Origin of the sequence: Achromobacter sp. RW408, from assembly GCF_003184165.1 — a bacterium.
In the GTDB taxonomy this organism is placed as follows: domain Bacteria; phylum Pseudomonadota; class Gammaproteobacteria; order Burkholderiales; family Burkholderiaceae_B; genus Achromobacter; species Achromobacter xylosoxidans.
The window spans coordinates 1-553 of the sequence record NZ_QHHO01000014.1; the positions used below are offsets into that span (position 1 = coordinate 1).

The 553-nt window shown below is 66.7% G+C and carries 1 protein-coding gene; it reads right to left on the bottom strand.

What is annotated here, in order from left to right:
* A partial coding sequence (locus DK459_RS02120; RefSeq protein WP_255412738.1) for a phosphate acyltransferase occupies positions 1–553 on the bottom strand: 553 nt, incomplete at both ends.

A 553-nucleotide genomic window follows, 5' to 3' on the forward strand; every position in this document is an offset into this window, starting at 1 on the left:
CGTGCGTGTCCACCAGCACCACCGTGCGCTCGTTGAGCAGCAGGATGTTCATGGCGGCGTAGACGTTGGCGCCCGGACGGCGGCCGATCACCTCGTCGACGAAGCGCAGGTGATCGTGATAGGCGCCGACCGTGCCGCAGACCATGCCGTCGGCATCGCCCAGGTGCACCATCATCGCGCCGATCAGCGTCAGGCGGCGGCGCATTTCCACGCGCGCCATCTCCTTGGTGATGCCGCGGCGGCACATCAGTTCCCAATATGTGGTCCAGTACTGGTGGAAGCGTTCGTCGTATTCCGGGTTGGTGACTTCCACGTCCTCGCCCAGCCGCAGGCGCAGGCCGAATTTCTCGATGCGCGACAGCAGCACGGCGGGACGGCCCACCAGGATCGGGCGCGCCAGCCCTTCGTCGACGATGACCTGCACGGCGCGCAGCACGCGCTCGTCTTCGCCTTCGGTGAAGACGATGCGCGATTTGCCGCCGCCCCGCACGATGCGCTTGGCGGCCGAGAACAGCGGCTTCATGAAGGCGCCGGAGTGGTACACGAACTGCTG